Here is a 22,655-nt window from a genome sequence, read left to right on the forward strand (position 1 = left end):
TTATTCCTCAACTTCTTCTCGTGGTTTAGCGGTGTAAAATTTCGCTAAAATTAAACCTAATTCAAACAAAAGCAACATCGGAAATGCTAATAATGTCTGCGATAAAACATCGGGCGGCGTTAAAAACATCGCCACAACAAAAACACCCACCACAATATAAGGGCGCTTTTCTTTTAAGCTCGTTGTTGTCGTTGCACCACTCCAGCACAAAAGCATAATAGCAACTGGAATTTCAAATGCGACGCCAAACGCAAAAAACAGCTTTAATACAAACCCTAAATAACTACTTATATCTGGCGCTAGGGTCATCATTTCAGGCCCCGTATTGGTAAAAAAACCTAAAATAATGGGTAGCACTACAAAATAACAAAATGCGATTCCGCCATAAAATAGTAAAATACTGGAAGCAAGAATAGGCATCAGCATTTTCTTTTCATGCTGATATAATCCCGGCGCTATGAACCCCCAAATTTGATGCAATATCCAAGGTATAGACGCAAATAATGCAACAAATAAAGTCAGCTTAAATGGGGCAAAGAAGGGGGCAGTGACATCGGTTGCAATCATGGTTGCAGTGCTTGGCAAATGAGAGACTAACGGCTGTGCAACAAACGCGTATATATCGTTTGCAAAATACACTATTGCAATAAAAATAACTAAAATACTCAACAGTGATTTTATAAGCCTGTCACGCAGCTCTATTAAATGAGCTACAAACCCCGATTTTACTTCCTCAACCATTTTTATTTATACCATTTAGTAAGTTGACCATAGAAAGGTAAATTAAATTCACTTTTTTTCATCAATTTGTTGGTTAGGTTCTGATTCTTGTGGCTGTTTTTTATAGCTGTGAGTCACTGATTCTGCAGCCTGTTTTAGCTCACTTAATGAGCTTTGTAATTCAGGGCTTAAGTCTTGTAGGTTTTGTTGCTCAGCTTTTTTTAGGTTTTCGTGGAGCTCGTGTACGCGCAATTCTTCACTCACTTCAGCTTTAACTGAGTTAGCAAGAGATTTAACAGTTTTGATCCAGCGACTAACCGTTCTTATTGCAACGGGTAAACGTTCAGGCCCTAATACAACAAGCCCTACAATAAAAACAACAACTAGCTCCCACATGCCCATGTTAATTAAGCCTTATCGGTGTCTTTTGTTTTTTCAGTATCAGTCGTCGTTTTTTGTGACGTTTGAATTTGTTCAGGGGAGTCTGTTTCAGTTGGTTTTTCATCCGACATTGCTTTTTTAAACCCCTTAACAGCACCGCCTAAGTCACCCCCCATGCCGCGTAATTTTTTAGTACCAAAAAGAAGTACAATGATTGCCAAAACAATCAATAATTGCCAAATACTAATGCCGCCCAATCCCATGGTTCTCTCCAAATAATAAAATGATTAAATGTATATTTTAAATACTAATTATACGCCCTAAACCGTAAATAGCACTTTGTTTATGTGTGTCGCCATGCCGCAATAAAACACGCGGCGGAACAGGTTGCTGTAACGCCCGCAGCAATTAAATCATGTTGCAAATAACACAGTGCAGACACTACCAAAGTAGCACTCCCCAACAAGCTAAGCACTAACGCTTTATGAGAAGCTGGCTTTACAACTGCGTGGGTGCGCACTGGGCGCTTTAAGTTTTGATAAATCAAGTCAGGTAACTCAGGCATTTTTTCAGCCCAAAATGGTAGGTTTGCATACATTTGTTTTAAGACAGATAGCGGCCCTACTTGTTCTTTAACCCACTGCTCTAAGAAGGGTTTAGCCGTTTTCCATAAATCTAGTTGAGGATAAAGCTGTCTCCCCAGCCCTTCAACATAGAGTAATGTTTTTTGAAGTAGCACCAATTGTGGTTGCACCTGCATATTAAATCGACGCGCGGTGTTAAATAAATTTACCAGTACATGCCCAAATGATATTTCAGCAAGAGGCTTATTAAAAATAGGTTCGCAAACAGTGCGAATAGCAAATTCAAACTCTTCGATACTGGTATCTTCAGGAACCCATCCAGAGTCAACATGTAGTTGGGCTACTTGACGATAGTCGCGGTTAAAAAAGGCGATAAAGTTTTCTGCTAAATAGCGCTTATCTTCTTTGCTTAAGGTACCAACAATACCGCAATCAATACCAATATATTTAGGGTTTTCGGGATGCTCGCGAGATACAAAAATATTACCGGGATGCATGTCTGCATGAAAAAAACTATCCCTGAATACTTGTGTAAAAAAAACTTCTACACCACGTTCTGCAAGCAATTTCATATTTGTATTTTGCGCTATTAACGACTCGGTATCTGACACGGGTATACCGTAAATACGCTCCATCACTAACACGTTGCTTCGGCTGTAATCACTGTAAACAGTAGGGATATAGAGTGCATCTGAATCATCAAAGTTACGTTTTAATTGAATGCCATTGGCACCTTCACGCATTAGGTCTAATTCATCAAGCAGTGTTTTTTTATACTCTTTTACTACTTCAACAGGGCGCAAGCGTTTTGATTCGTTATGAACATTAGCAAGCACCTGAGCAAGCTTTTCCATTAATGCTAAGTCTGCATTTATTTGTTCATGGATGTTTGGGCGAATTACTTTAATAACAACATCTTGCTCAATATTATCGTTGTCAACTAGTGTTGCAGTATGCACTTGTGCTATTGATGCAGATGCCAATGGCGCTTGTGAAAATTCACTAAACAGCTCGCTAATGTCATTAATATCGAGTGCATTTTCTATAATTTGTTGCGCCAATTCACCTTCAAAAGGCTGAACTTGGTCTTGCAAAAAGGCAAGCTCTTGCGCGATATCGTGAGGAAGTAGATCGCGACGTGTTGACAGCATTTGGCCAAATTTAATCCATACAGGTCCTAGCTCTTGTAATGCTAAACGTAAGCGCAGTCCTGCAGGTTTTTCTTTATGCTGATTTCGTAGCCAAAATAAACACCCCCTGGCAATTTTTGCAAACCAAGGTGTTTTACTTTTAGGCACTAATTCGTCTAAACCATAGCTAAGTAATGTTTTAGTGATGTAATACAATCGTGAAGAAGACACAAAAAGTCCTTAGCGTGTTTTGGCGCTTAATAAAGTGTTTATACGCTGCTCTATGGCGGCAACTTGGCCTTTTAGCTCTCGGTTTTGTTGTTTAAATTGTGCAAGTTCTAAAGGGTGAATTGTAACAGCTAGCTCGTCTTGAAATAAGCTTGTTAACGTGGTGCTTAGTTGTGCGTTAATTTTGCTACCATGGCGCTTTAGCGACATAAAATGCAAATAAAGTTGTTGAGCTGGTGCATCGCCAATATAGTTTGATAGCTGTTCGGGCCAATCTATGTCTAACCCTGAAAATGCACCGCTATATGCTTGCGCTATATTCAAGTCGCCTTGTAAATCGAGTTTATCTTGACGAATTAGCTGTGTAAGCATGGCTGGGTTTTTAAGAGCAACAAGCGTGTCTATATCGGCGCTGATCATGCAATCGCTATAATCGCTGTTGTTAGCGGCATAAAGGTGTAATTTTTCGTCAGCAAAAACAACGTGTATGGTTTGCTGCCAGTCTCTAACTTCAACAAGTAAACGCTGTTGTTTTACCGTGTTTAGCTTTTGGGCAACGTTAGGGTCGAGTTTAAGTGCTTGATTTAAAATGCGCTCAACAAGCGAAAGTACAAAGTTAGGTAGCATCAAAAAGGTCGATGTATTTGTATTATCACTGCTTTTTTCAGTTGCTTGATCAAGCGCCATGACTCTGTGCCTTAATATTTAAAACCACGGTGAAGGGCAACAATTCCGCCTGTTAGGTTTTGATATGTTGTTTGTTCAAACCCAGCTTCATCCATCATAGCTTTAAGCGTATCTTGGTCTGGGTGCATACGAATTGACTCTGCTAAATATTGATAAGATTCACTGTCGTTAGCAACTAGCTTGCCCATTGTTGGCAGTAAATTGAACGAGTAAAAATCATACGCTTTGCTAAGTGCTTCGTGTTTTGGCTTAGAAAACTCTAATACTAACAGACGACCACCTGGCTTTAGTATGCGATACATTGAGCGCAGCGCCTTGTCTTTGTCGGTTACATTACGTAAACCGAAGGCGATGGTGATCACATCAAAGCTGTTATCTGGAAATGGCAGCATTTCAGCATTCATTTGTACGTAGTCAATATTGCCTACAAGGCCTAAATTATGAAGCTTTTCACGACCTACTTTGAGCATAGATGAGTTAATATCGCCCAAAACCACTTGGCCAGTTTCACCGACCAGTTGACTAAATTTTGCAGTTAAATCGCCTGTACCACCGGCTAAGTCAAGAACATGATGGCCTTTACGCACGCCTGAACTGGCTATAGTTTGACGTTTCCATAAACGGTGGACACCAAAAGACATTAAATCATTCATTACATCGTACTTAGCCGCAACAGAGTGAAATACATCTGCAACCATTGATGCTTTTTCGTTTTCAGCAACGGTTTTGTAGCCAAAGTGCGTGGTCTTTTCTGGGGTCTCGTTCATGATTAATCTCTATCGTGGCAATAAGCACTAGTGTACTTTATTGTGCACCGAAGGTGCAATTTGAATATGATTTATCAGGTATTTTATTGGCCGGCGGTAAAGCTACTTTGGCCAAGAGAGCGGGCTTTAAATGCCGCGTGTGATGCCTTTTTAGCCAGTTGGTTAAAGTCTTCTTTTTGCTGATGCTGAGCGATTCCAAGCGATAAGTTAATGCTGGGCAGTTTTGCGCCACTTTTTGAGCTTACAAAACGCAGTTTTTCTACACCTTTACGAACTTTTTCAGCAATGAGAATCGCTGTTTCAGGGTCAATATCAGCTAATAAAACAGTGAACTGATCTTTAGCGGTACGCCCCGGTAAACCACTTTGCATTACATACTTTTGAACTTGTTTAGCCACTTTATTTAAAATCACTTCACCAATAATATCGCCAAAGTTATCAACAAAATGCGCTAAATTATCGATTTGAATGGCAATGGCACAAATAGACTTGTCTTGAGTCGCCCATAATTCAGTTTGTTGGGTTAAGTAATGGCGTTTAAATAAGCCAGTTTGACTATCTATAATGTGTTGCTTACGAAGTTGAGAAAGCTGTTTTTGTGTTCTTTCGTGTAGTTTTTTTGCTCTCGTTAGCTCTTGTTTAAACTTTTTATGTTGAGCGAGTAACTCAGCAGTTTGCTTATCAAGTTTGTTAAGTGCTTGGCGGCTTTGTTCTATATTGTTTTCGTCAAGCGAATGAACACATTCACTCACTTGATCTGCAAAGCGACTGATTTGTTTTTCTGTATTTTGCGCATTGTTAGACAATGAAGTAATAACGCCGTCTACGTTTTGAATCATCGACACTTGCGTATTGTGTCCGACATTTAAAAATTCAAAGTAAAGTTGCTCTATTAATACGCCATCAATGTTTTCATCGGTAGAAATAGCGCGATCTAATGTTTTATTTAATTTTAAATTTGCTTGGCTAACGTAGGTGTAAACAACTTGAAAGTTCAGGGGCGTTGGCGGCAATGCATAGCGTTCTAAGAACATACACACTTGAGTCATTTTCTCTTGAGCAATAGCCATGGAATCATGGAACATCATTATTTAATACCAACTAAGTACGCATCAATGCTTAATTTATAATTTCATTCCATGAGTCGATTGTGCGTCCAAGCTTTTTTATTATTTTTTACTACTGTATTCGTTATAACTGCTATTAAAAAGCAAAAATAGGGCCAAGGGAACTTAAATTTTACTTTAGTCGCTTAATAGCTGTTTTTCTCATCAATTAGGCTTGTTTTTAGCTCATTTAATATGATTTATCGTCTAATAAATACTTTTTAAAACTGTACTTTTAGAGTCGATTTTTATTTAAAACTTCATCTTACAGTGGTGGTTTTAGTATTAAGGTAAAGGCACGTTATAAAGTGTGGCTATTGCAAATGAGCCTGATAGCGCAGTGTAATAACTATATGCTGCTACCATAGCTTGTGCCCTTTTATTGAATAAGCTTTAAGCCTGGAAGGGCGTTACCATCTAAGATACTTGTCTCATTTACTTGCTATTTACTGAGTCTGCGATAGCTTTGTGAAATTCATTATCTGACTAAATTTTATTATGACGAATAATTTATTACTTAAGCCAATCCGCAATACACTTATCAGCATGACGCTTTTATGTACTTTAAGTGCCTGTCAAACCACAAACTATAACGCCGATAGTCAGTTTACAGCGGTTGCAGATAGCATTGTTGATTACCGACAAAGTTCCAGCCCTTACGGCAACATTGAGGGTGTTAATGGTTATTTGTTAGCGAATCTATCGCCTGAGTTTTTAGAGCAGCAATACAATAAAAAAACTCAGTTCTTGGCTGAGCTAGACGCCTTAGATGCAGCGTCCCTGAGTGATGAAAACCAAATAAACTTTAGTATTATTCGCGCTCAAGTACAAAACAGCGTTGACGAATATGTATTTAATGCTCATTACATGCCGCTAACTTCTGAGTACGGTTTTCATTCTGGCTTATCGTATATTGTAAACAGCAGCCAATATAAAACACTGCAAAATTATCAAACCTATTTAGCACGTTTGGCTCAGGTCCCTCGCTTTTTTGAACAAAATATTTATTGGATGAAAAAAGGTCTTGAAACAGGTTTAACGCAACCTAAAGCGGTGCTTGAAGGGTACGAAGAATCAATATCAGCCTATATAGTTGCGGATGTTACAACGTCTGAATTTTATAAACCATTTTTAAAAAATAACGCAGGCTTGCCAGAGGGTGAATTTAAATCACTTCAGCAGCAGGCGCAGTCTGTAATAAAAGATAAAGTAATTGAATCATATAAAAATTATTTAGCTTTTTTTACACAGGAGTATCGCCCCGGTGCGCGCACTTCGATAGGTATTTCAAATACGCCAAACGGCGAATCGTTTTATAAAAATAGAGCTAAATATTACACCACTACCGAGATGACCCCTAAAGAGATACACGAGCTGGGGTTAAAAGAAGTTGCACGCATTCGCGGCGAAATGGAAGCCATTATAAAAGAAGTCGAGTTTGAGGGAACATTTGCAGAGTTCATTCACTTTTTACGAACCGATCCGCAATTTTATGCAACCACACCGGAGGAGCTACTTAAAGAGGCAGCATATATAGCAAAAAAAATGGACGCACAACTGCCTAAGCTTTTTCATACCTTGCCTCGTAAACCGTATGGTGTTGCGCCGGTACCCGCGAGCATAGCGCCCAAATACACAACGGGTCGCTACTCAGGGTCAAATAGAGATGATGAGGCGGGCTATTATTGGGTGAATACGTACGCACTTGATAAACGCCCACTGTATGTATTAGAAGCGCTCACTTTGCACGAAGCGGTACCGGGTCATCATTTACAAATATCATTAAATGCAGAATTAGAAACCTTGCCACGTTATCGTCGAGATGCGTATTTATCGGCATTCGGTGAAGGTTGGGGGCTTTACTCTGAGTACTTAGGCATTGAAGCGGGCTTTTATCAAAGTCCATATAGCCGATTTGGTCGTTTAACTTACGAAATGTGGCGAGCTGCTCGTTTAGTGGTAGACACCGGTATGCACATGTATGGTTGGAGCAGAGAGCGCGCTATGCAGTTTATGAGCGAAAATACAGCGTTGTCGTTACACAATGTGAAAACCGAAACCGATCGCTATATAACTTGGCCTGGCCAAGCACTGTCATACAAAATTGGCGAGCTTACGATTAAACGTTTACGTAAAGAGGCTGAGCAAGCACTTGGGCACAGTTTTGATATTAGGGAGTTCCACCATCAGGTATTACGCCATGGCTCTGTCCCTTTATCTGTTTTAGAGGCGCAAGTACGTTTATATATTAATGAAGAGTTAGCCAAACAGAAGAGTTAACTTACAGATGGTTAATTCTTGAATGCATAAAAGTGTTATGTCATTTTGGATATAGCACTTTTTTATTTTTACAGCAGCGGATCACCAATGAACAACTTTATAATGTTTAGTATTGACGTATTTGCGAGTCTATTTATTGTTTTTTTAGGCTTATTAGTTTTAATTGTGGCCGTTTTTTATATCCGCGATGTTACACAAACAAAGCATGCAATTAGGCGAAATTACCCTGTAATTGGACGCTTTAGGTATTTTTTTGAACGTCAAGGCGAGTTTTTTAGACAATACTTTTTTGCCCTCGACAGGGAAGAAATGCCTTTTAATCGTGCCGAACGTAGTTGGGTTTATCGCGCTGCAAAAAATGTAGACCGTACCGCGGCATTTGGATCTACACAAAGTTTAGAGGTCACAGGTACAGTAATGTTTATGAACTGCGCCTTCCCTACGCTTGATGAAGAAGCGCTTGCGCCAAGTGAAGTAACGCTTGGTCCCTATTGCCAAACACCTTATTCAACCAATTCTTTATTTAACGTATCGGGAATGAGCTTTGGTGCGCTATCCAAGCCCGCTGTGCGTGCTCTTTCTAAAGGGGCAAAGCTCGCTGGCTGTTGGATGAACACGGGGGAGGGGGGCTTGAGCCCTTATCATCTTGAAGGTGGCGCAGATTTAGTTTTTCAAATTGGGACCGCGAAATACGGGGTACGCGATGAAAATGGCCAGCTCAGTATCGAAAAACTCAAACAGATTGCAGCACACGAGCAGGTTAAAATGTTTGAGCTTAAAATGAGTCAAGGTGCTAAACCCGGTAAGGGAGGCATGCTTCCTGGGCGCAAAGTGAATGCTGAAATAGCAAAAATACGCGGTATTCCTGAGGGCGAAGATTCTATTAGTCCCAATGGGCACCCTGAAATTAAAAACCCCAGTGATATTCTCGATATGATTGCGACGGTACGAAATACCACAGGTAAACCAACTGGCTTTAAGGCTGTTATTGGTGCGTATGGCTGGTTAGAAACCTTATTTGCTGAAATAAATCACCGTGGTATTGAGTCGGCTCCTGATTTTATTACCATTGATAGTGCTGACGGTGGAACCGGCGCTGCTCCTCAGCCCTTAATGGATTCTGTGGGATTACCACTTCGTGAAAGTTTACCGCTAGTAGTCAATATGCTTGAAAAACACGGACTGCGTGATCGCGTTAAAATCATTGTTTCGGGTAAGCTTATTGTGCCTTCTAAGGTTGCTTGGGCGTTAGCGCTTGGGGCCGATTTTGTTGTGTCGGCTCGCGGACATATGTTTGCATTAGGGTGTATTCAAGCAATGCAATGTAACAAAGATTCTTGCCCTACCGGTATTACTACTCATAACGAACGCTTGCAGCGCGGTTTAAACGTTGCGGATAAAGCGCAGCGAGTGGCTAACTATAATAAGTATATTCACTATGGCGCGGGGCTTATTGCTCACTCATGCGGTGTAACAAGTGCACGAGAGCTTAAACGCGAACATGTGCGTATAGTTCAAGAAAGTGGCCTTTCGGAGCCATTAGATAAAATTTACGAAAATTATAAGTAGGTTAAAATAAACAGATGTAATAGGTGCGTGTTTATTTTGAGTGGTTCCAAAAATGAAGTAAGGAAAGCGTGTGTTCAATAGTAAATTACCTGACGTTGGTGTGAGTATATTTAGCCAAATGAGTGAGCTGGCGAATCAGTTCTCTGCAATTAACCTTTCGCAGGGGTTTCCTGAGTTCGACACACCAAACTTTTTAAAAAGTCAGATTACTCATTATGTTCAACATGGTGTTAATCAATATTCTCCTTCAAGTGGTGTACCTAAATTACAGCAGCAAATTGCAAGTTTGATACAAAAAAAATACGCTACAGAGCTTAATGCTGCAAAGCAAATAACCATCACATCGGGAGCAACCGAAGCTCTTTTTGTTGCCATTCAAACAATAGTTCGCCCAAACGACGAAGTCATCGTATTTGACCCAGCTTATGACGCTTATAAACCCGCGATTGAGCTTGCAGGCGGGAGGTCCGTACATATTGCATTAAAGGCCCCCGACTATACGATTAACTGGCGTACGGTAGAGCAAAAAATTACAAAGCACACCCGCGCTATTGTTATAAACACGCCTCATAATCCAACCGCTAAAGTGATAACTCAGCAAGACATTACAGAGCTTAAAAGGTTGGTTGGTACTTACAAACTATATATTGTAAGCGATGAGGTGTATGAGCATATTGCATTTGATGGGCAACCACATTTAAGTGTATTACGAGATAAAGAACTGTTAGCTCAAAGTTTTGTTGTTTCGAGCTTTGGTAAAACATTTCATTGTACAGGTTGGAAAATGGGTTATTGCATTGCCCCTGAACATTTAGCGAGCGAGTTTAGAAAAATTCATCAATATGTGACCTTTTCTAGCTTCACACCTGCTCAGCATGCATTGGCCGACATGTTAGAACAACAAAGCGAGCATGTAGATTCGCTCAGTGATTTTTATCAACAAAAGCGCGATTTACTTATACGTCATTTACTCGGCAGTCGATTTACAGTTTTACCAAGCCAAGGAACCTACTTTTTATTGTTAGATTATAGTGATGTATCTGATTTAAACGATGTTGAATTTTGCCATTGGCTAGTTGAGCAAGCAGGTGTTGCGGCAATACCTTTAAGTGTTTTTTATCAAACGCCACCGGGTGATAAAGTTATCCGCTTATGTTTTGCAAAAAATGATGAAACCCTAAAAGAGGCAGCCCATATTTTATGTCAACTTTAACGCTTACATTGGTGCAAAGCTCTCTTCACTGGCTTGATAAAAGCGCTAATTTAGCGATGCTTGATAAGCAGCTAGAGGCGCTAACAGAAAAGCCTGACCTTATTTTATTACCTGAAACGTTTGCCACTGGTTTTGCTATAAACCTTGACTGCGCGGAGCCAGAAAATGGCTTGGTGCTTACGTGGTTAAAACAACAAGCAAAAAAACATAATGCAGTGATTGCTGGGTCGGTGCTGGTGGCGCAAGGTAATAAAAAAGCCAACCGCTTTTATTGGGTAAAAGCATGTGGTGAAGTAATCTATTATGATAAACGCCATCTATTTCGCTTAGGAAATGAGGGAGCCTATGTTATCGCCGGTAAAGAGCGAAAAGTGTTTGAAATTAATGGCTTTAAACTATTACCGCAGGTTTGCTATGACCTGCGTTTTCCGGTGTTTCAGCGCAATAAAAATGACTACGACATAATGGTAAATGTAGCAAATTGGCCAGCGGTGCGACGTCCCGTTTGGGATACATTATTGGCAGCTCGTGCAATAGAAAATTTATGTTATGTAGTAGGGGTTAACCGTGTAGGTGACGATGGCAATGGTGTTGCCCACAATGGAGGTACCGCAGTTTATAATTTTAAGGGAGAGGCATTAGCTAAGGCGGCCGATAACACAGAGCAGTTAGTAACAGTGACACTTGAAAAAAAACATTTAGAGACCTTTAAAGCGGCTTTCCCTGCTTATTTAGATGCTGATACGTTTACTCTGACTTGAATCATCTTCACATAGCACTAAACATATTAAGTGTTAAAATAGACGCTATTACATTGATTGGCGGCTAATTAGCAATATGAACACTTTAATCACTCCTGTTATTTTAGCTGGTGGTATTGGCTCTAGGTTGTGGCCTTTGTCGCGCCAAGCAATGCCTAAGCAATTTTTGCCACTATTGAATAATGAAAACTCATTATTGCAAAATACATTAAATCGCGTCTCTGGGGCTGAGTTTTCACAGCCAATTTTAGTGTGTAACGAACAGCACCGATTTATTGCTAAAGAGCAAAGTAGTGCAGCAAATGTGTTTGGGTTGATACTAGAGCCTACAGGTAAAAATACGGCTCCTGCTATTGCACTTGCTGCCCATTATGCAATTCAAAGTGGGCTCAAAGGCCCTATGTTGGTGATGCCTGCTGATCATCATATAAAGGATTTTTCTCCGTTAACATCACAAATAAACGATGCTGTAACACTGGCAGAGCAAGGAAAGTTGGTTACTTTTTCAATTACACCTTCAATGGCCCACACTGGGTTTGGGTATATACAGCAAGGCTGTAAAATTTCAGGCTCAAACTGTTTTGAAGTGGCCGAGTTTAAAGAAAAGCCAAATTTAGCCACCGCTGAGCGTTATATAGCTGAAGGGGGTTATAGCTGGAATAGTGGAATGTTTTTATTTACACCACAAGCTTATTTAAATGAGCTTGAACGCTTCGCACCAAAAATTGCGCACAGCGTGAAGGTGGCTTCTCATTTTTCACATGACTTAGGTTTTACTAGGCCCGATAGTGAACCGCTTGAGTTTTGCCCCAGTGATTCAATTGATTACGCTATTTTAGAGCGTAGTAACAATGTTGCTGTTATGCCTGTAGCACTTAAATGGAATGATGTGGGCAGCTTTAGTGCGCTTGCTAGCCTGAGCAAAAAAGATAGTTATGGCAACAACAAAAGCGAAAACCATACGGCACAAAACAGTACCAATAATTTTGTTATAACTGAAAACGACCATACGGTGGCTACGCTTGGCGTAAGTGATTTAGCTATTATCCACACCCACGATGCCACTCTAGTTGCAAATAAAAAAGAGCTTGATGAGTTACCTTTACTATTAAAAAAATTAGCACTAGAGCACAGTGATAAGCTTGATCATCATCGAGTAGTGTACCGCCCGTGGGGTAGCTATCGCACATTAGTTGAGGGCGCTGGTTTTAAAGTAAAAAAAATAACTGTAAATACTGGCGCTAAGCTCTCAACGCAGCGTCATCGGCATCGTGCAGAGCATTGGGTTGTTGTATCTGGGGTGGCAGATGTGCGTATTGACGACCAAGTATTAACGCTCACCCAAGATCAATCTTGTTATATTGCCGCTAAACAACTGCATTGCTTAGCGAATAACCAGCAAGTGCCGTTAATTGTTATTGAGGTACAAACGGGTTCCATACTTGATGAAAATGACATTGAGCGATTTAATGATATGTACGGAAGGTATTGAGCAGCTCTACTTTTTAAAGTAAACCGCTTTAACCTAATTCACTACGTACAAATTTTAAGTATTTCTCAAGGCTGCGTTGCCAAAGGTCAAGTGCCTCATCAAGCATGCCATTATGAGGCTTATTGTCGAGTAGGCGGCGCTCAATTTTTTTAAGCTCCATACCGTAACGATTAAACCCTAATTGCAATGCAGTACTCGCTTGGCGGTGTAAAAGTTTAATGCACTGTTCAGGATGCTGGTCTATTAAATTTTGGCAGCGTATCAGCTTATTACGAGCAGAGAGAACAAACTCATTATAAATAGATGATACCTCATCCTCACTAAACGAGCTGGCGAGTGTTTCAATAGCCGTTTTATCGTACAGGGTATCTATAAGTTCTACTGCAATATTTGTGGTTTGATTTGATTGAGAATCGCTTAATGCTTGGCGCAGTTTTTGGTGTTTAATTGGCTTACCAACAATGTCTTTTATACCCAGCGCTAAATACTCTTTAACTTCATCAGGGCTTAAACTCGCAGTAAAAGCGAGTACTGGTGTACGCTGGTTTTTGTGATCAAGGCGTTTAAGGCGTTTAAGAACTTCTTGACCTGTTAAATCGGGTAGATTCATATCAAGTAAGACGACGTCAAAATGATGAGCTTGCATTAACTCAATGGCACTTTTACCGTCTTTAGCGAGCTTAATTTTGTGTTCGTCGTCGGCCATAAACTCAATAGCAATTTTTTGGTTTAAGTCTAAATCTTCGACCAAAAGAACATCGAGCCCTGTTAAATAATCTTTTGTTTGATGGCGTTGCTCTACAAGGCTTAACTCACCCAGCGCAAAAGTAATCGTAAAGCTAAACACACTACCAGTGCCCAGTTGACTAGAAATTTCAAGGCGGCTACCGAGTTTTTCTAATAAGCGACTGGTAATTGCAAGTCCAAGACCGGTGCCGCCCTTTTCCTTGCCTGCACTACTTTGTACATAAGGCTCTGTTAAGTAGGCAATTTCTTCATTTTCGATACCTGGGCCTGAATCTTTAACACTCACTTTTATAGTGTGTTCTAGTTGTTTTTCTAAAACTAAATCAACTTGAATTTTTACTACGCCACGGTCAGTAAATTTAATAGCATTACCAACTAAGTTAATAATTATTTGTCGAAGCTTTTGCTGGTCACAGTAGTAGCATGCTTGTTCAGGAATATTACATATAAGCTCAAATTTAAGCTGTTTTTGTTCTGCTAATGGGCTGAGCAATAAGCATAAGTTATTTAGCCATGTTTTAAATTCAATATCTTCTTCATAAAGGGCTTCGTCACTTTGGTCTAGACTCGCATATTCAAGTACTTTATCGACCAGTAGGTTTAGTGATTCGGCAGAATTAATAATTGCTTCGCAATAGGCCTTACTATGCGTATCGCTAGTTTGGTTCATGACCAATTGTGCACTACCTAAAATACCATTGAGTGGTGTACGTATTTCGTGACTAATAGTCGATAAAAATAGCCCTCGTATTTCTAAATCTTTCTGCGCTTTATCGGCGAGCGTATTGAGGTGATGCTCTCTGCGTTCATTACATAACAGTGCCATACCAGCGGCATAAAACATAGGTGCTATGATGCCATTTAAAAATAATACAGTGCTAAACCAACTGCTTGAGACGAGATCTTTTTGCTCAATTTCATTCATAAAAATTGAACGCGCAATAAAGGCTAACACCACGAGTGTTAAAATTGTAATGTATACAATACTGCCGTTGGGATAAGGTTTACGAGCGTACTTTATAAATATAAACAGTAAAAACAAGGCTTCTGAAATATGTTGTAGGTCGGATGCGATAACACGACCAGCTAAAGAGGGATCAAAAAAACTATAATAACTAAAAACCATTGCACTAAATGCGGTGACTGAACAAAGAAGCTTAAATCCTGGTCCGCGATAATCTAAAAATTGACTAATAGCAAAACAGTGCACAATAGAGGCTGCAAACATTAAGCTACACGCGGCATTTATAATAAGTAAGTTATGTGAGCTACTTACAAGCGCAAATGCAACTACAGCACATAGCATCAATACTGGGTAAAAAATGTATATCAGTGTCCCTGGGGTTTGCTTATTGGTTCGCCAAGTTAAAATATTCAAAAAAGTCATGACGACAATAACGGCTATGCTGGCAAAATATAAAGTGTATGAGTCAAGCATGGGTTTTCCAGCAGGTGATTTTTGATTAGATTAATTAAAAATTATAAACTTAACAAGCGCTTATATTAAATACAAAAACAGACACCTAAGTGTCTGTTTTTGTATTTCAGTCGAAGTCAGCGTTTAGCGAATTTCGTCTGGTATATTTTGCTGTGCCCACGATAAAAGCTCAATACGGTTACGACACTTGGTCTTTCTAAATGCGCTGTATAAATGAGTTTTTACAGTGTGTGGGCTAATGCTAAGTTCTTCAGCAATTTCTTTGTTTTTAGAACCGTTACTCATTAATGAAATAATCGCTTTTTCTCGCTTAGTAAGTTTGACAGGTTCAATATCGCCCTCTGTAAGCTTGTGAAGTGCGTCTTTATTAAACTGCAACATGCGATTTAATGCATTACACATGATGTCGCGACGATACCAAAGTTGATCTTCTAATAAGAGTCGAATACCTTTCATTAGCACATCTGCATTATCGGTCGTGTAAAATACACCACGAATACCGCTGAGTAGTGCTCGATTAGCAAGCTCTGGGTTTTCATCTAAGTTAAATAATATGATATCGCACTTAACACGAAGGTTTACTAGTTGTTCTTTTAATTTTCCCCACGCGTCATTGCTAGATGTTTCAATGAAAAGTAAGCGAGTCCCTTCAGGTGTATCCAATATATTAGTACCTGTTGTTACGTCTAGTCCTTGCGTTTTTAGCAATGGCTCTAATACGTTAATACCAATAGTATTAATTGGATCTTTATCTAATAACAAAAAGGCAGAACTGCTCATGTTTTTATACTCTTTTATAAAGCTGACTGATTAAGTTTATCACGATTCCCACACCTTTAGTATTAGAAAACCGCTATCGTACTTAAAAACAAGTACAATTTTATGATTATTTAAACATAAAATGTTGCAAATAAGTAATTGTTTTTTAATTTATAGGAACACATGCTTTTACATAGCATGTAGTAACTGAGCTTAATTAAGCGATTTCTTTTTTATTATCTTGATAAGGAGGCCACCCCATTTGCTTACCGGCAAGCATGTGAAGATGGATATGATAGACGGTTTGTCCGCCATGATCGTTGCAGTTCATAACAACACGGTAGCCGTCATCACTAAAGTTATGTTCTTTTGCAAGCTTAGCGGCCACCACATACAAGTTGCCTACTAAATGTGCGTTATCATCATTTATATGATTTATGGTAGGAATTGCAATTTTTGGGATAATTAACACATGAAAAGGAGCTTGAGGGTTTATATCTTCAAACGCGAGAGTATTTTCGTCCTCGTAAATTATGTTTGCTGGGATCTCGCGGTTGATTATTTTTGTAAAGATAGTCTCTTGGCTCATTGTGTGTTCCTTATCAAGTGGTATGAAATTTAGATTCACTAATGACAAATTTTCAAAGCAGTGTCAAACTCAAATCAACCAAAGGAGTTAATATGCGTAAATCAGTGTTAATGAGCAGTGTAGCTGCATTGCTATTTAGTGTATCGAGTATGGCAGAAAACATTCACTTTCCTGAAGAGTTTGTGCCGTTGCAAGTCGGTGAGCGAATAATAGAAAGCTCTTTGTTTAGCCGTGTAGAAGATTTAGAGCTAGCGCCGGGGTCGTATCGGCTAAAGCTCAAGTATACCGACTTGTACGATGAAGATTACGATATGCATGAGGTGGTTGAGTCAGAGCCTTTTTGGGTTGATATTACAATTGAGGCGGGTACAGATTATACCTTGGTATTTAATCGTGCTGAAAATGCAGTAGCGGCTAAAGTATTTGCTCAATCGCCCATGGTAAGTTTAAAAGCTAAAGGCAGTGCGTTAGCTGCACCATTGAGTGTTGTCTCTAATAACCAACTTGCTAGCGAAGCGCCTGTTAGAACTATGCGAGAAGCACCAGCGGGTCCAGAAAAGCCAAGTAGGCCAATTAAACCTATTGCGCCTATTACAGGCAAAGGCATGCCAAGTGCGGCGCAAATGCTCGACTTTTGGTGGCAGCAAGCAACAGTTGCTGAGCGCAAAGCTTTTTTAGAAAAAGTAACAAACTAAGCTATTTAAAATAAGCATTAAAAAAGGGCCAAATTAGGCCCTTTTAGTTGTTACTTTACATTATTTATTATTCAAATAATGCGTCAATAGTGCCTTGTGCTAGTGGGTGGTATCCGGGACGTGCTTTTAAGTAAACACTCTGCGCCCAGTCTTTCTTACCGTTAGTGATAAGTGATTTGTACAGCGGCACAATTAGCTTACGACGACCAATACCTGATAAATGCGCATCAAGTGCAGGGTAAATTGGCTGATAACCGTTGCCTACTGCTAGCATATACCATGCAAATGCACGTTCTGCGTTGGTTGACTGCGTTAAGTTAAACTCGTCATCTAACTCAGTCATTTTTTCAATGCTTAAATCACGTGGTAAGTTATTTAAAAAGTGCAACCACTCGTGTACTGTCCAGTTTGCTGTAGGTAACTGAGCAGCAGTATTTGCGCCTTGTAACCAGGCTGTAGTTGCAGTATCAACCTTATCGAACGCATCAGAGGTAGGGTTAGGAGCATCTGTTGGTAAACCTGGCTCAAAAATCCACTCGTTCACTTTATCCATGCTAACAATACCTGGGTACCTGTTAATTAAATTAGCTTCAATATAGGTAACAAATTGTGCAGTCGTTAACGATTTAAAAGCAAACTCATCAAAATAAGTTTTTACGAAAGGGTCAAACTTGTCACGACCAAACTTGTTTTCCAAGTAAATTAAGAATAATTGACCTTTAGTGTATGGTACCGAGCTAAACGCATCATCTGGGTCACGACCATTAAGCTTTAAGTTAAGGCGTGTGTCTGGCGCGTCAATGGTTTTAAGCTGCGCGCGAAGACCTGCTGCATCGAGTGCTTGTTCCATAACGGCACGGTCGCGGCCAAACACTTCTTCCATAATGCGGTTTTCAACGTATGAGGTAAAACCTTCGTTTAACCATAAATCTTCCCACGTTGCGTTAGTCACTAAGTTACCAGACCAAGAGTGAGCAAGCTCATGCGCGATAAGGTTAACTAAGCTTTTATCGCCTGCAACAACGGTAGGGGTAATAAACGATAAACGTGGATTTTCCATGCCACCAAACGGAAAACTTGGCGGAAGCATGAGTAAGTCGTAACGGCCCCAAGCATAGTCGCCATACATGGCATTGGTTTTATCGATCATGGCTTGCGTGTCGTTAAATTCGGCAACAGAGGCTTCTAAAATTTCAGGCTCTGCAAATATACCCGTCTGATGAGACATTGCTTTAAATTCTAGGTTACCTGCACCAATGGCAATTAGGTATGGCGAAATAGCTTGCGGCATTTCAAAATGGTAGTCGCCATCTTTATAAAGCGCGTCTTTGTTGTCTGCGCTCATAACCGCACGAATATCTTTAGGCGTGGTAATTCGTGCAGAGTAGGTTACACGCATTGCTGGAGTGTCTTGTACTGGTAACCAGCTACGAGCATGAATTGCTTGTGATTGGCTATACATAAACGGATGCGTTTTACTTGCAGTTTGCGTAGGTGTTAACCACTGTAGACCAGATGCTTCTGGGCGACTGTTATAATAAATACGCACTATTTTAGCTTGGCTTTTAAATTCAATAGTAAGCTTTGAGCCTTTAACATCATCACGATTCGCTAAAGTGAATTTAGCTTTGTGCCAGCTGCCTGTTTGTGTTTGATACATTACTTTATCAATATCTAAATCGCGGGTATCAAGCACTAGTGTTTTGCTTTTGCTGTTATTCCATTTAAGCGTATGCTCAACAAAGCCTTCTAATTGCTTGTCGTCAAAATCGACATCTAAATCAAGGCTAAGGTGAGTTGTAACAACATCGTCAAGATTGGCGTATGAGTTTTGATCAACCGCATTCGCCATTGCTTGCGAACACATACCTGCCATAGCGAGGCTTAAAAAGAGAGGTTTAATTTTCATAATTACCCTGAACACAAATAAAAAGTGCAGGTTTTATATCACGATTGGCTGGGTGGGTTGAGCAATTTTTACAATCTGATGCGCATTTTGCGACGATGAGGTAAACTATTATGATTATTTAACGGTTTATCTTGAGAGCTTTGTGGCGTACGCATTACACCCTTTACACACCTTTGCATTACATAATCAATGCCAAAATTTAGTTGAAATTACTCATCTTGAGCAACTTTATACTCAAAGCTTTTCGTCACCATTTTGTTTGTTGGGGGAGGGGAGTAATACCATTTTTTTAAACGATTACCACGGTACGGTTATTAAAATGGCCACCAAAGGAATTACTATTACACCCCGTGAAACCGATACTTTAATAAGCGTTGCCGCCGGTGAAAATTGGCACGCATTAGTAAGTTACCTGCTTGATAAAAACATACCAGGGCTTGAAAACTTAGCACTTATACCTGGTACAGTTGGGGCGTCACCTGTACAAAATATTGGAGCCTACGGTGTTGAGCTTTCTAAATTTGTAGAGTCGGTTGAGTACTATGACATACACAGCAAGAAACTTGTTTGTTTAACTAACGCGCAATGTGAGTTTGGCTACCGCGACTCTGTATTTAAACATGGACTAAAAAATAAAGCCGTTATCACACGGGTATTACTAGCATTGCCAAAGCAATGGCAACCTGTACTGAGTTATGGGCCATTAAAACAGCTAACAAGCGTGACTCCACGTGCCGTATTTGAGCACGTTATTCAAACTCGTAATAGTAAACTGCCAGATCCATACTCGTTACCAAATGCGGGCAGTTTTTTTAAAAATCCGATAATTACCAATCAACAGTTAGCAACGTTGTTAAAGCAGTTTCCTGATGCACCGTATTACGCCTATGGACAAAATGAGCATAAGGTAGCTGCGGGTTGGCTAATCGATAACGCAAATCTTAAAGGTTATCGCGTAGCGGGTATTGAGGTTCATAGACAACAAGCACTGGTATTGGTTAATCATGGTAACAGCGAAGGCGAAGACTTGATTGCTATGATCACGTATATTCAGCATGTTGTGTATTCGCGTTACAACATACTGCTTGAGCATGAAGTACGGTTAATAAACACAACCGATGAATGCTACATACAAGGAGACGTTACACAGTGAAAGCACCCGATGGCAATAAACTCGCTATATTGAATGCGTTAAATCAACCCGGTTTTGTATCTGGTCAAGCGCTAGGTGAGCAACTCGGTATTAGTCGCGCGGCAGTGAGCAAACACATAAATAGCTTACAAGTTATGGGCTTAGATATTTTTAAAGTAACAGGTAAAGGCTATAGCTTAAATAACCACGCTGGGCTTTTAAATCAAACCAAAATACAGCAGTATTTTAATCAATTAACTAGCCAGCTAAAGTCACAGTCAGTGAACGTAGAAGTACATCCTATAATTGACTCAACCAATTCCGAACTTATGAGGCGGGTACAAGCTAAAACAGCGCTTGAGTCGGGTACCGTGATTGTGGCTGAAATGCAGCAGGCTGGCCGAGGACGACGAGGCCGTGTTTGGCAGTCACCGTTTGGTGCAAACCTTTATTACAGCTACTTTTGGCGTTTAGATGATGGCCTTCAAGCAGCTATGGGGGTGTCGATTGCGGTCGGATTAGCGGTATACGATACAATTAAAGCGCTTTACGACATAGAGTTAGAGCTTAAGTGGCCAAATGATATTTACCTAAATAAACAAAAACTTGCTGGTGTACTTGTTGAGCTAGATGGGCAGCCGCAAGGGCCGTGTCAGTTAGTGCTAGGAATTGGTATTAATTTGCAAATGCCACAGAGCTTTAGTCAACACATAGATCAAGCATGGACTGATCTAAGCCAGCATACCCAGCAGCTAGATAAAAACGAGCTGGTGGCATCACTCACCTACCACTTAGAGCTTCGGTTAGATCAGTATCGAAAAAGTGGGTTACACACAATGCACGAGCAATGGAATTCGCTTAATGCATTTGCGGGTGAGTGCGTAGAGCTAAATACAGGCCATAGAAGCTGGCGAGGGATATGCGAAGGAATTGACCCTCAAGGTGGGATTCGTATCCGCCAAGACGGCGAGGTAAAAAGCTATTATGGCGGTGAAATATCACTGAGAAAGGCACAGCTATGAGATTACTCATTGATGTAGGTAACACATCTTTAAAAGCAGTGCTTTGGCACAATCAGCAGGCACAACCAGCAGATTTAAGTAATTTACCCTGGCCGCAAATAACAGAAGTTGTATACGCTTGTGTAGGGCGAAGTGACTTACTTAATAAATTATTAGCCCAAGCTGCTAAGCATCATATAGCATGTTATGAAGCAACGGTGACTAAAACACTTCAAGGATTAAGCTGCGCATACGAGCAAGTAAACAACCTAGGCATAGACAGATGGCTTGCGCTTATTGCTGGTTTTACATTGCACCCTAACCAAGCATGTATAGTGATTGATGCTGGTACCGCCACAACGATTGATGTGTTAACCAGTGAAGGCCACCATTTAGGTGGATGGATTTTACCTGGGCTCGATTTAATGACATCATCACTGACACAAAACACCCAACGAGTATTTGACGACGAAAAAACCCCCTTTGAGAATCAATTAGGGAAAAATACACCTAACGGTTTAAAAAATGGTGCGTTGGTTGCGACCATCGGGGCGGTGGAACAAGCTAAATTACACTTAGGCGTGCAAAATAGCACAAAAACAGTACAAATTGTTTTTGCTGGTGGTTATGGCGCACTGTTACAGCAACAATTTGAAGGTAGTATTTTTGATTCTTTATTAGTAATGAAAGGTTTAAATTTTTGGCGAGATTTAAGCAAAACAAGCTAAAAATAGAAAAATCAGCGACTTTTGCATGAATATTGAACATTTAACCAATAAAATCGCATTTTTTTTAATTTTATTGTTGCATCCCAATAAACCTTACTCTAATATCTCGCCCCGTACTAAAGCAGTGCCGACTTAGCTCAGCTGGTAGAGCAACTGACTTGTAATCAGTAGGTCAACCGTTCGACTCGGTTAGTCGGCACCACTTTCCTTTTACCGAAAGTGAATTAGTAGAGAATTATCGTGGAGGGGTTCCCGAGCGGCCAAAGGGATCAGACTGTAAATCTGACGGCTCAGCCTTCGCTGGTTCGAATCCAGCTCCCTCCACCACTTTATTCTTGACGGTTAGAGGTAGATTAAGAACAGATTCCTAACGCGGGCATCGTATAATGGCTATTACCTCAGCCTTCCAAGCTGATGATGCGGGTTCGATTCCCGCTGCCCGCTCCAGTTCTTGTGTTGCTGATATAGCTCAGTTGGTAGAGCGCACCCTTGGTAAGGGTGAGGTCGGCAGTTCGACTCTGCCTATCAGCACCAGTCTTAAGAATCTTCTTGATTACTTCCTTTATCTGTCAGAAAATACTATTTGAAAAAATTAACTTAATCTACCTTCGGTGGATTATTTTCATATGTAATCTAGATACACAAAACTGATAGGTTCCGTCATGGCAAAAGAAAAGTTTGAACGCGTAAAACCGCACGTAAACGTTGGTACAATCGGCCACGTTGACCACGGTAAAAC

General features: G+C 40.2%; 20 protein-coding genes, 4 tRNA genes and 1 pseudogene. 14 read left to right on the forward strand and 11 right to left on the reverse strand.

Translation table 11 applies throughout. The features are described from left to right. The 7 genes from tatC to MTF67_RS17395 form a co-directional block, all read right to left on the reverse strand. Window positions 1-741 carry a twin-arginine translocase subunit TatC gene (gene tatC, locus MTF67_RS17365; protein WP_006793859.1) on the reverse strand — a complete coding sequence of 247 codons (741 nt, stop codon included), beginning with the start codon at window positions 739-741 and terminating at the stop codon, window positions 1-3. A gap of 48 nt (window positions 742-789) precedes the next feature. Then, window positions 790-1,122, reverse strand: a complete 333-nt coding sequence (tatB, locus tag MTF67_RS17370; RefSeq protein WP_006793860.1) for a Sec-independent protein translocase protein TatB — start codon at window positions 1,120-1,122, stop codon at window positions 790-792. Between the two features lie 5 nt (window positions 1,123-1,127). Then, entirely contained in the window at window positions 1,128-1,364 is a 237-nt protein-coding gene (gene tatA, locus MTF67_RS17375) for a Sec-independent protein translocase subunit TatA (protein WP_008127151.1), read from the reverse strand. Between the two features lie 80 nt (window positions 1,365-1,444). Further along, entirely contained in the window at window positions 1,445-3,046 is a 1,602-nt protein-coding gene (gene ubiB / locus MTF67_RS17380) for a ubiquinone biosynthesis regulatory protein kinase UbiB (RefSeq protein WP_248520255.1), read from the reverse strand. Window positions 3,047-3,055: 9 nt separating this feature from the next. Beyond that, window positions 3,056-3,730 (reverse strand): SCP2 sterol-binding domain-containing protein, encoded by a 675-nt coding sequence (locus tag MTF67_RS17385; RefSeq protein WP_248520256.1) that lies wholly within the window; start codon window positions 3,728-3,730, stop codon window positions 3,056-3,058. A gap of 11 nt (window positions 3,731-3,741) precedes the next feature. Beyond that, window positions 3,742-4,497 (reverse strand): bifunctional demethylmenaquinone methyltransferase/2-methoxy-6-polyprenyl-1,4-benzoquinol methylase UbiE, encoded by a 756-nt coding sequence (gene ubiE, locus MTF67_RS17390; RefSeq protein ID WP_006793864.1) that lies wholly within the window; start codon window positions 4,495-4,497, stop codon window positions 3,742-3,744. 83 nt (window positions 4,498-4,580) lie between these two features. Further along, window positions 4,581-5,567, reverse strand: a complete 987-nt coding sequence (locus MTF67_RS17395) for a GGDEF domain-containing protein (protein WP_006793865.1) — start codon at window positions 5,565-5,567, stop codon at window positions 4,581-4,583. A gap of 534 nt (window positions 5,568-6,101) precedes the next feature. On the opposite strand from MTF67_RS17395, the gene MTF67_RS17400 reads away from it, so the two are divergent. The 5 genes from MTF67_RS17400 (at window position 6,102) to MTF67_RS17420 (ending at window position 12,918) form a co-directional block, all read left to right on the forward strand. Next, on the forward strand, window positions 6,102-7,883 hold the full coding sequence (locus MTF67_RS17400; RefSeq protein WP_248520257.1) for a DUF885 domain-containing protein: 1,782 nt from the start codon (window positions 6,102-6,104) through the stop codon (window positions 7,881-7,883). 87 nt (window positions 7,884-7,970) lie between these two features. Then, window positions 7,971-9,452: an FMN-binding glutamate synthase family protein gene (locus tag MTF67_RS17405; protein ID WP_006793867.1), complete on the forward strand. Its 1,482-nt coding sequence runs from the start codon at window positions 7,971-7,973 to the stop codon at window positions 9,450-9,452. A 70-nt stretch (window positions 9,453-9,522) separates the two neighbouring features. Continuing rightward, complete coding sequence (locus tag MTF67_RS17410; protein ID WP_039038483.1) at window positions 9,523-10,665, forward strand: methionine aminotransferase; 1,143 nt, start codon at window positions 9,523-9,525, stop codon at window positions 10,663-10,665. Continuing rightward, complete coding sequence (locus tag MTF67_RS17415) at window positions 10,653-11,426, forward strand: amidohydrolase (RefSeq protein ID WP_248520258.1); 774 nt, start codon at window positions 10,653-10,655, stop codon at window positions 11,424-11,426. The genes MTF67_RS17410 and MTF67_RS17415 overlap by 13 nt, the downstream gene beginning before the upstream one ends. A 76-nt stretch (window positions 11,427-11,502) precedes the next feature. Continuing rightward, window positions 11,503-12,918: a mannose-1-phosphate guanylyltransferase/mannose-6-phosphate isomerase gene (locus MTF67_RS17420; protein WP_248520259.1), complete on the forward strand. Its 1,416-nt coding sequence runs from the start codon at window positions 11,503-11,505 to the stop codon at window positions 12,916-12,918. A gap of 28 nt (window positions 12,919-12,946) precedes the next feature. On the opposite strand, the gene MTF67_RS17425 is transcribed toward MTF67_RS17420, so the two are convergent. From MTF67_RS17425 to MTF67_RS17435, 3 genes are all read right to left on the reverse strand, one after another. Then, window positions 12,947-15,103 carry an ATP-binding protein gene (locus tag MTF67_RS17425; RefSeq protein ID WP_248520260.1) on the reverse strand — a complete coding sequence of 719 codons (2,157 nt, stop codon included), beginning with the start codon at window positions 15,101-15,103 and terminating at the stop codon, window positions 12,947-12,949. Between the two features lie 123 nt (window positions 15,104-15,226). Continuing rightward, on the reverse strand, window positions 15,227-15,883 hold the full coding sequence (locus tag MTF67_RS17430) for a response regulator transcription factor (protein ID WP_008132268.1): 657 nt from the start codon (window positions 15,881-15,883) through the stop codon (window positions 15,227-15,229). A 196-nt stretch (window positions 15,884-16,079) separates the two neighbouring features. Continuing rightward, the gene (locus MTF67_RS17435) at window positions 16,080-16,451 is read right to left on the reverse strand and encodes a histidine triad nucleotide-binding protein (RefSeq protein WP_006793873.1); all 372 of its coding nucleotides are present in this window, start codon (window positions 16,449-16,451) and stop codon (window positions 16,080-16,082) included. A gap of 92 nt (window positions 16,452-16,543) precedes the next feature. Between MTF67_RS17435 and MTF67_RS17440 the strand changes: the two genes are divergently transcribed. Further along, the gene (locus tag MTF67_RS17440; protein ID WP_006793874.1) at window positions 16,544-17,146 is read left to right on the forward strand and encodes a DUF2057 domain-containing protein; all 603 of its coding nucleotides are present in this window, start codon (window positions 16,544-16,546) and stop codon (window positions 17,144-17,146) included. 67 nt (window positions 17,147-17,213) lie between these two features. On the opposite strand, the gene MTF67_RS17445 is transcribed toward MTF67_RS17440, so the two are convergent. Continuing rightward, on the reverse strand, window positions 17,214-19,055 hold the full coding sequence (locus MTF67_RS17445; RefSeq protein WP_248520261.1) for a M1 family metallopeptidase: 1,842 nt from the start codon (window positions 19,053-19,055) through the stop codon (window positions 17,214-17,216). Between the two features lie 142 nt (window positions 19,056-19,197). Between MTF67_RS17445 and murB the strand changes: the two genes are divergently transcribed. From murB to MTF67_RS17485, 8 genes and pseudogenes are all read left to right on the forward strand, one after another. Beyond that, a complete protein-coding gene (gene murB / locus MTF67_RS17450) occupies window positions 19,198-20,208 on the forward strand; it encodes a UDP-N-acetylmuramate dehydrogenase (RefSeq protein WP_248520262.1) in 1,011 nt (336 codons plus the stop codon). Next, window positions 20,205-21,209, forward strand: a complete 1,005-nt coding sequence (birA, locus tag MTF67_RS17455) for a bifunctional biotin--[acetyl-CoA-carboxylase] ligase/biotin operon repressor BirA (protein WP_248520263.1) — start codon at window positions 20,205-20,207, stop codon at window positions 21,207-21,209. Before murB ends, birA begins: the two co-directional genes overlap by 4 nt. Further along, entirely contained in the window at window positions 21,206-21,916 is a 711-nt protein-coding gene (locus MTF67_RS17460) for a type III pantothenate kinase (RefSeq protein ID WP_248520264.1), read from the forward strand. Before birA ends, MTF67_RS17460 begins: the two co-directional genes overlap by 4 nt. A gap of 126 nt (window positions 21,917-22,042) precedes the next feature. Next, window positions 22,043-22,118, forward strand: a tRNA-Thr gene (locus MTF67_RS17465). Between the two features lie 40 nt (window positions 22,119-22,158). Continuing rightward, window positions 22,159-22,243, forward strand: a tRNA-Tyr gene (locus tag MTF67_RS17470). Between the two features lie 45 nt (window positions 22,244-22,288). After that, window positions 22,289-22,363 (forward strand) — tRNA-Gly (locus MTF67_RS17475). 11 nt (window positions 22,364-22,374) lie between these two features. Further along, window positions 22,375-22,450: transfer RNA gene (locus MTF67_RS17480), tRNA-Thr, on the forward strand. Between the two features lie 128 nt (window positions 22,451-22,578). Beyond that, window positions 22,579-22,655, forward strand: a pseudogene (locus MTF67_RS17485) (elongation factor Tu); the annotation flags it as partial.

It is taken from the genome of Pseudoalteromonas sp. 2CM32C, from assembly GCF_023161925.1.
Lineage (GTDB): Bacteria > Pseudomonadota > Gammaproteobacteria > Enterobacterales > Alteromonadaceae > Pseudoalteromonas > Pseudoalteromonas marina.